This window comes from Streptomyces sp. ICN903, assembly GCF_022015835.1.
In the GTDB taxonomy this organism is placed as follows: Bacteria; Actinomycetota; Actinomycetes; order Streptomycetales; family Streptomycetaceae; genus Streptomyces; species Streptomyces fenghuangensis.
The window spans coordinates 1-8,067 of sequence record NZ_JAKMAY010000266.1 but is presented as its reverse complement, the minus strand read 5'-3'; the positions used below and the strand labels follow the sequence as shown (position 1 = coordinate 8,067).

Genomic DNA, 8,067 nt, shown 5'->3' with positions numbered 1-8,067 from the left:
CCGCCGCCCCCACCTACGGCAACCCCGCCAAGACCCTGGCCGCGGAGCTCTCCGACGCGCTTCCGCTGCTGTGGAGCGAGGGCACCGTCGCGGCCGCCGCCGCCCGCCACTTCGCCACCACCCTCACCTCGCTCGTCGGCCGCCCGGCGCTGGCCGCCCTCCTGCCGGAGGCACTCACCGCCCACGGCGCCCTGCTGACCGGCTCCTTCGCGGGCGCTGAGGACACCGACGACTTCTTCCGGGACAGGGTGGACGAGCCCGAGACGATGCGCGCCCGGATCGTCCTGCTGCGCGAAGGCCCCCCGGCCGCCCACTCCGCCGCCGTCGCCGCCCGAGACCTGGCGTACGGGCACGGCACCCCGGTCAGCGAACTGGAGCCGGCCGAGGGCAGCACCCCGCTCGAGGCCACCGCCGAACTGCTGGCCACCGTGGACTTCGCGGCCGTCTACCTCGCGCTCGCCGGCGGCGAGCGGCGCTGACGAGGGCGTCCGGCCCGCCGGAGCGGCCCGAGCCGTCAGAGCCCGGACGACGAGGTCCGGGCCCGGAACAAGGACCCAAGGACACCATCCCGCATGGACCTCCTCACCAACACCGTGCGCCCCTACGCCTGGGGCTCCACCACCGCCATCCCCGAACTGCTCGGCACCGAGCCCACCGGCGAGCCGCAGGCCGAGCTGTGGATGGGAGCCCACCCCGGCGCGCCGTCGCGGATCGACCGCGGAGGCGGAACACCCCTGTCGGAGGCGATCGCGGCCGACCCCGAGGGCGAACTGGGCCCGGCGGTCGTCGAGGCGTTCGGACCGCGGCTGCCGTTCCTGCTCAAGGTGCTGGCGGCCGCCTCCCCGCTCTCCCTCCAGGTGCACCCCGACCTCGCCCAGGCCAGGGAGGGCTTCGCCGACGAGGAGGAGCGCGGCATCCCGGCCGACGCCCCGCACCGCAACTACAAGGACGCCAACCACAAACCCGAACTCGTCTGCGCCCTCACGCCCTTCACCGGCCTGTGCGGTTTCCGCCGCCCCGCCGAGACCGCCGACCTGCTGGAGGCCCTGGACGTCGGCGGCCTCAAGCCGTACGCGGACATCCTGCGAGCCCGTCCCGAGGACGAGGCGCTGAGCGAGGTGCTGACCGCCGTACTCTCCGCCGAGAGGGAGGCGATCGCGGAGACCGTCGGCGCGGCCGCCGCGGCGGCACGGCGACTGGCGGCCGGAGAAGGCCCGTACGCCCGGGAGTACGCCGCCTACGCCGGCATCGCCGGCCACTACCCCGGCGACCCGGGCGTCCTGGCCGCGATGCTGCTCAACGTCGTGCACCTGGAGCCCGGCGAAGCCCTCTACCTCGGCGCCGGCGTCCCGCACGCCTACCTCGACGGCCTGGGCGTCGAGCTGATGGCCAACTCCGACAACGTGCTGCGCTGCGGTCTGACCCCCAAGCACGTGGACGTCCCCGAACTGCTGCGCGTCGTCCGCTTCGAGCCGATGGAGCCCGAGGTGCTGCGGCCGCGCACCACCTCCGGGGGCGAGGAGGTGTACGCGACGCCCGTCGACGAGTTCCGGCTCTCCCGGTACGTTCTGGCGCCCGGCTCGGAGCCGCACGACCTGGACGACCGGACCCCCCAGATCCTGCTGTGCACGGAAGGGGAGATCACCCTGCGGGAGGTGACCGCGGGCGGCGCGGGCGGCGAACTCGTCCTCCCCCGGGGCCGGTCGGCCTTCGTACGGGCGGGCGAGCGCGTCGCGGTCCTCGGCAGCGGTACTCTCTTCCGCGCGACCGTGGCCGTATGACCGCGGTGCGACCGCACCACAGCACCACCACACCGTGAGGTCCGGGGCCCGGCACGGGGGCGAGCCCCGCGCCGGGCCCCGGACGCCGGGACAAGCCCTGCCGTCTTCCCAGGAGAGCCGACCTTCCATGAGTGCATCAGGCGGAACCAAGGCGATCGTCGCCGCGCTGGGCGCCAATCTGTCCATCGCCGCGGCCAAGTTCGTGGCGTTCGCCTTCAGCGGATCCTCGTCGATGCTCGCGGAGGGCGTCCACTCCGTCGCCGACTCGGGCAACCAGGCGCTGCTGCTGCTCGGCCACAAGAAGGCGAAGAGGAAGGCGAGCGAGGAGCACCCCTTCGGATACGGGCGCGAGCGCTACATCTACTCCTTCCTCGTGGCCATCGTCCTGTTCTCGGTCGGCGGCCTCTTCGCCCTCTACGAGGGCTACGAGAAGATCAGGCACCCGCACGAACTCTCCCACTGGTACTGGCCGGTGGGGGTTCTGGTCTTCGCGATCATCGCCGAGATCTTCTCCTTCCGGACCGCGATCAAGGAGTCCAACGAGATCCGCGGCACGCAGTCGTGGACGGCGTTCGTCCGGCGGGCCAAGGCGCCCGAACTGCCGGTCGTGCTCCTGGAGGACCTCGGCGCCCTGGTCGGCCTCATCCTGGCCCTGGCCGGCGTCGGCCTGGCGCTCCTGACCGGCGACCCGGTCTGGGACGGCATCGGCACCATCTGCATCGGTGTGCTGCTCGTCGTCATCGCGATCGTCCTCGCCGTGGAGACCAAGTCCCTGCTGCTGGGCGAGTCCGCCGACACGGAGGCGCTCGGGAGGATCCGCGAGGCGATCGTCGACGGCGAGCGGGTCACCCGGATCATCCACATGCGCACGCTCCACCTCGGCCCGGACGAGCTGCTGGTCGCCGCCAAGATCGCGGTGGAGAGCCACGAGTCGGCGGCCGAGGTCGCCCGGGCGATCGACGAGGCCGAGCACCGCATCCGCGCGGCGGTCCCGATCGCCCGCGTGATCTACCTGGAGCCGGACATATACCGGGCGAACGAGACGGACGAGGCCGCCAAGGCCCTCTGAGCGGCGGTACGGCGAAGCGGTACGGCGAGCGGCCCGGGACGAGGTCCTTCGTCCCGGGCCGCTTCGCCGTACCGCGGCCGTCCGCGTTCACATGGCCGGAATCCCACGGTGCCGTCCGGTGTCCGAGGCCGTCCCGCCCGGACGGCATACCGAACGTGTAGCCTCGGGAGGGCACAGACGTCGCTGCTGATGGCGGTCGGGCGGCCACACGGGCCGGCCGAGGGAGAGAGGGCCTCCGACGGACTGCGCTGCGGCCAGGGGACACGTACGTTCGTATGGTGCGTACGGTGACGACGGCACACGACGGCGGACCGCCGCTGTGCCCGTCTCCCACGCGCCTGCCCGCTGCCGCAGACCAGCCGGCCATACCACCTCGACCGATTCCGAGGAGCAGCTCTCACATGACGACGACCGACGCGTCCACCGGCGCATCGACCGACGCGACCGCCACCTCCACCGGCGCTTCGACCGGCACAGCACGGGACTTCAAGGTGGCGGACCTGTCCCTGGCGGCGTTCGGCCGCAAGGAGATCACGCTGGCCGAGCACGAGATGCCCGGCCTGATGGCGATCCGCCGCGAGTACGCCGCTTCCCAGCCGCTGGCCGGGGCGCGGATCACCGGGTCGCTGCACATGACGGTGCAGACGGCCGTGCTGATCGAGACCCTGGTGGCGCTGGGCGCCCGGGTGCGCTGGGCCTCCTGCAACATCTTCTCCACCCAGGACCACGCCGCCGCCGCCATCGCCGTCGGCCCCGACGGCACCCCCGACGACCCGCGGGGCGTGCCCGTCTTCGCCTGGAAGGGCGAGACGCTGGAAGAGTACTGGTGGTGCACCGAGCAGGCACTGACCTGGCCGGACACGCCCACCGGCGGGCCGAACATGATCCTGGACGACGGCGGTGACGCCACACTGCTGGTGCACAAGGGCGTGGAGTACGAGAAGGCCGGCGCGGTGCCGGACGTCTCCACGGCCGAGTCCGAGGAGCACGCCGTCATCCTGGGCCTGCTGGCCCGCACCCTGGCCGAGCGGCCGGGCAAGTGGACGAACCTCGCCTCCGAGATCCGCGGGGTGACGGAGGAGACCACCACCGGGGTGCACCGGCTGTACGAGATGCAGCGCGAGGGGGTGCTGCTCTTCCCGGCGATCAACGTCAACGACTCGGTGACCAAGTCGAAGTTCGACAACAAGTACGGCTGCCGCCACTCGCTGATCGACGGGATCAACCGCGCCACCGACGTGCTCATCGGCGGCAAGGTGGCCGTGGTGTGCGGCTACGGGGACGTGGGCAAGGGGTGCGCGGAGTCGCTGCGCGGCCAGGGCGCGCGGGTGATCGTCACCGAGATCGACCCGATCTGCGCGCTGCAGGCGGCGATGGACGGCTACCAGGTCGCCACCCTGGATGACGTGGTGGAGACCGCCGACATCTTCGTGACCACCACCGGCAACAAGGACATCATCCTCGCCGAGCACATGGCGCGGATGAAGCACCAGGCGATCGTGGGCAACATCGGCCACTTCGACAACGAGATCGACATGGCCGGTCTGGCGGCGATTCCCGGCATCGTCAAGGACGAGGTCAAGCCGCAGGTGCACACCTGGACCTTCCCGGACGGCAAGTCGATCATCGTGCTGTCCGAGGGACGGCTGCTGAACCTGGGCAACGCCACCGGGCACCCCTCGTTCGTGATGTCGAACTCCTTCGCCAACCAGACCATCGCCCAGATCGAGCTGTTCACCAAGCCGGACGCCTATCCGGTGGGGGTGTACGTGCTGCCCAAGCACCTGGACGAGAAGGTCGCCCGTCTCCACCTGGAGGCGCTGGGGGCGAAGCTGACCGTGCTGCGCCCGGAGCAGGCCGCCTACATCGGCGTCCCCGTGGAGGGCCCGTACAAGCCCGACCACTACCGCTACTGAGCCACCGGCACCGGCACCGGCGCTGACTCTGGCACCGATGCCGGCACACGGCACGTCACACAGCAGGTAGGCGACACCGTCAGGCCCCCGCTCCACGGCGGGGGCCTGACCCGTAAGGATCCCGTCATGCCCCGCGGCCGCTACTCACTCCACGACCCGCACGACCGCGCCCCCCTGGGCGAGGAGCACTTCCAGTGCGCCACCGGCCCGTCCGGCTGGCGGTACGTCTCACAGCTCACCGCACCCTCCGGAGACCGCGCGGGCTCGGTCGACCTCACCCTGGACGGCCTCGGCCGCCCCCTCCGCCTCGAACTGACCACCCCCCACTGGCAGGTGCGCGGTGCCGCCCTCGACGGTGTGACCTGGGTACGCGCCGACCCGTCCGGAGAGCGGGCACAGGAGGGCAACGCGCCCGCCCACGCCTTCACCGGCGCGTCCCCGGCCTTCCTCGTCGCCGTCGCCAGGCTGCTGCGCCCCGCGCCAGGCGCGCCTGCCACCCGCGTCCGCCTCGTCGCCTTCGCGCCCCCCGTACTCGCCCCCCGCACCCTCGACCAGGCCTGGGCGCTGGTGGACAGCCGGACACACGCCACCGACAGCGGCCCGCTGACGGTGGACCACTACCGGGTCGACGATCTGGAGACGGGTGAGCGGCACTCCGTCCACATCGCCGGGGACGTCGTCCTGGCCGCCCCCGGCGTCGAGCTGGAGGACCTGGAGTCACCACCCTCGACGTTCGCCTGACACGCCCCGGGCCGGGTCCTCGGCGGGTCTGCCCGGCCGGCGTCAGGCCGGGGGGACGAAGCCGGTGCGCGGCCCGTCCGCATCCCCGCCGTCCGCATCCCCTCCGCCGTCACTGCCGCCGGCCGATGGCCGCGGCGGAGACGGCGCGGGCGCCGGAGGAACAGCGGGAGCACCGGCGGGCGGCGCCTCCGCGGGAGGCGAGGCCGGCCACGCGGAGCCGGGACCGCTCACGGGACCGGTCCCGGCACCGGGGGCGTTCGGCGCAGGCACGGCACCGCTCCCCCCGGCCTCCGGCCGGGCGTCTCCCCCGAAGGCCCGCTGTGCCTCCCGCCCCTGCCGCTCGGCCACCACACCGGACAGGTACACACCCGGAGGCATCCCCTCCGGGACGGGGGCCCCGGTGAAGCCGGCCACGTCGGCCGCCAGGCGCTGCGCCATCGACCAGCCCACCTGCGGATCGAGCTGGTCCGCGCGCAGCAGGTACTGCCGTACGGCCAGCCACAGCCCGTCCGGCACCCGCGACAGGTCCAGCCCCGCGAAGTGCCCGGCCACCCACGGGGGCGGAGGCGGCACCGGAACCGGCTGCGACACCGGCACCCGCTCCCGCACCACCAGCGTCCCGGCGAACACGTCGCCGAGACGCCGGCCCCGCGCGGAGACCAGCGAGGCGACGCAGGCGACGACCCCCACCGTCATCTGGATCTCCACGAAACCCAGCGCCCCGCGCACCAGCGCGTGCCGGAAGCGGATCGGCCCGCCGTCCTCCCGCACCACCCGCAGTCCGCACGCCATCTTCCCCAGCGAACGGCCGTGGGAGAGGGTCTCGACCGCCACCGGTCCGCCGATGAGCACCAGCAGCAGCAGCGCGACGGCGATCGCGGCGGTGGCCGCGTCGTCCAGCGACCCGGTGGCCGACAGCACCGCCATCGACAGCGCCAGATAGACGCTCCAGAGCACGACCAGATCTATGAAGACGGCCAGGGCCCGGCTCGGCAGCCGCGCAGGCCGCAGCCCGAGCACCACCGCATCACCCGTCACGAGCTGACTCACCCGGTACGCCTCCTCGTCCTCGCCTCGGACCCGTGTACGCCTCTTACGCCCCGCGCCGGGTACGTACACAGTCTGCCGCCCGCGGCCGACCGGCCGCCAAGCGGCCCGAGACCGACCGCACCCCATCTGAAAAGCTCTCCCCATGGACCTCGATGTCTTCGTCACCGCCCACCGGGCCGAGTGGGACCGCCTGGAGGAGCTGCTGCGCCGCCGAAGCCGCCTCACCGGAGCAGAGGCGGACGAACTCGTCGCCCTCTACCAGCGCACCTCCACCCATCTGTCGCTGATCCAGTCCGCCGCCCCCGACCCCGCGCTGACCGGCCGGCTCACCTCGCTCGTCGCCCGCGCGCGCAGCGCGGTCACCGGCACCCGCCGCTCGACCTGGCGCGACGTGGCGCGCTTCTTCACGGTCGGTTTCCCGGCGGCCGTCTACCGCTCCCGGCACTGGTGGATACCGACGGCCCTGCTGTCCACGCTGGTCGCCGTCCTCATCGGCTGGTGGATAGGCACCCACCCCGAGATCCAGGCCTCCATCGCGGCCCCGGAGCAGCTGCGCGAGATGACCCGGCCCGGAGGCCAGTACGAGACGTACTACTCCAGCAACCCGGCCACGTCCTTCGCCGCCCAGGTGTGGACGAACAATGCCCAGGCCGCCGCGATCTGCCTGATCTTCGGCGTCTTCCTCGGAATACCGGTGCTGTGGGTGCTGTTCCAGAACATGCTGAACGTCGGAATCGGCATCGGCCTGATGGCCTCGGCGGGCCGCCTGGACGTCTTCCTCGGTCTGATCCTTCCGCACGGCCTGCTCGAACTGACCGCTCTCTTCGTCGCGGCCGGCACAGGACTGCGCCTGGGGTGGACGGTCGTCGACCCTGGACCGCGCAGCCGCCGCACGGCGCTCGCGGAGGAGGGGCGAGCCGCCATCGGCATGGCGCTCGGCCTGGCTGCGGTGCTCTTCGTCTCGGGCGTCATCGAGGGCTTCGTGACCCCCTCGGGACTGCCCACCTGGGCCCGGATCACCATCGGGGTGGCCGCCGAGCTGGCCTTCCTGGCCTACGTCTACCTGCTGGGCGCCGGGGCCGTGAGGAGCGGCGAGACGGGCGATGTGGAGACCGCCGACCGCTCCGCCGAGGTGCCTCTGGCGGCGTGACACGAGCCGATGTGCATCGAGGCCCCCGGACCTGCTACGGTTCTGATCGTTCCGGAGGGCGCCCTTGACAGGGGGTCCTGCGGGAGGTAGATTTTAGAAGTTGCCCGGAGGGTGGTACCCTCGAGGGTAGACGGATGAAAATCTATCCAGCTTCCGCCGGGAGCCTGTGGCCCCGGTGAAGCAATCCGAATTCCTGTCGGAAAGCGAAGCCGATTTCGATCGGCGAAAGCGAATCTGATAGTGTCGGAGACACCGAAGGGAAGCGCCCGGAGGGGCCCCGGAAGGGGTGCCGAAGGAAGCGTCCGTTCCTTGAGAACTCAACAGCGTGCCAAAAGTCAACGCCAGATATGTTGATACCCC

7 protein-coding genes are annotated in these 8,067 nt (G+C 72.2%); 6 read left to right on the top strand and 1 reads right to left on the bottom strand.

Features of this window, described 5'->3' with window-relative positions; translation table 11 throughout:
* From L7D48_RS22625 to L7D48_RS22605, 5 genes are all read left to right on the top strand, one after another.
* A partial coding sequence (locus tag L7D48_RS22625) for an SIS domain-containing protein (protein ID WP_305853170.1) occupies nucleotides 1-479 on the top strand: 479 nt, incomplete at its 5' end.
* A 93-nt stretch (nucleotides 480-572) separates the two neighbouring features.
* Entirely contained in the window at nucleotides 573-1,781 is a 1,209-nt protein-coding gene (gene manA, locus L7D48_RS22620) for a mannose-6-phosphate isomerase, class I (protein WP_237881892.1), read from the top strand.
* Between the two features lie 127 nt (nucleotides 1,782-1,908).
* Nucleotides 1,909-2,850 carry a cation diffusion facilitator family transporter gene (locus L7D48_RS22615; RefSeq protein ID WP_237881890.1) on the top strand — a complete coding sequence of 314 codons (942 nt, stop codon included), beginning with the start codon at nucleotides 1,909-1,911 and terminating at the stop codon, nucleotides 2,848-2,850.
* Between the two features lie 401 nt (nucleotides 2,851-3,251).
* Entirely contained in the window at nucleotides 3,252-4,766 is a 1,515-nt protein-coding gene (ahcY, locus tag L7D48_RS22610; RefSeq protein WP_237881888.1) for an adenosylhomocysteinase, read from the top strand.
* Nucleotides 4,767-4,892: 126 nt separating this feature from the next.
* Nucleotides 4,893-5,507 (top strand): hypothetical protein, encoded by a 615-nt coding sequence (locus L7D48_RS22605; protein ID WP_237881886.1) that lies wholly within the window; start codon nucleotides 4,893-4,895, stop codon nucleotides 5,505-5,507.
* Between the two features lie 42 nt (nucleotides 5,508-5,549).
* Here L7D48_RS22605 and L7D48_RS22600 read toward each other — a convergent pair whose 3' ends face one another.
* Nucleotides 5,550-6,557 carry an RDD family protein gene (locus tag L7D48_RS22600; protein ID WP_237881884.1) on the bottom strand — a complete coding sequence of 336 codons (1,008 nt, stop codon included), beginning with the start codon at nucleotides 6,555-6,557 and terminating at the stop codon, nucleotides 5,550-5,552.
* Nucleotides 6,558-6,699: 142 nt separating this feature from the next.
* Between L7D48_RS22600 and L7D48_RS22595 the strand changes: the two genes are divergently transcribed.
* Entirely contained in the window at nucleotides 6,700-7,707 is a 1,008-nt protein-coding gene (locus L7D48_RS22595; RefSeq protein WP_237881882.1) for a stage II sporulation protein M, read from the top strand.
* Nucleotides 7,708-8,067 lie beyond the last annotated feature (360 nt).